This is a genomic window from Vogesella mureinivorans (genome assembly GCF_007644035.1).
GTDB lineage: Bacteria > Pseudomonadota > Gammaproteobacteria > Burkholderiales > Chromobacteriaceae > Vogesella > Vogesella mureinivorans.
This window is the reverse complement of record NZ_VMTV02000861.1, coordinates 1-281: the sequence shown is the minus strand read 5'-3', so window position 1 is coordinate 281 and position 281 is coordinate 1. Positions and strand designations below refer to the sequence as shown.

General features: G+C 58.7%; 1 protein-coding gene. It reads left to right on the top strand.

The features are described 5' to 3' along the window. The coding region (locus FLQ44_RS19970) for a Mu transposase domain-containing protein (RefSeq protein WP_439144952.1) at positions 1-281 on the top strand (281 nt) is incomplete at both ends.

The window sequence follows — 281 nt, the reverse complement described above, 5'->3', positions numbered from 1 at the left end:
ACGGTTGCCGATGCCTGGCGAGTTGAGGCCCAATATCTGATGGCCGTGCCGCTAGCCTTTGATGGGTTTGTTGAACACACCAAACGCGTCTCGCCCACCTGTCTGGTTCACCTCGAGCGCGTGCGCTATAGTGTGCCCGCCTCGTTCGCCAACAGACCCGTCAGTGTTAGGGTCTATCCAGACCGCATCGTTGTTGTCGCCGAAGGGCAAATTGTTTGCGAGCACACGCGGGTCATCGAGCGGCATCATGGGGCCGGGCAAACTGTTTATGACTGGCGTCA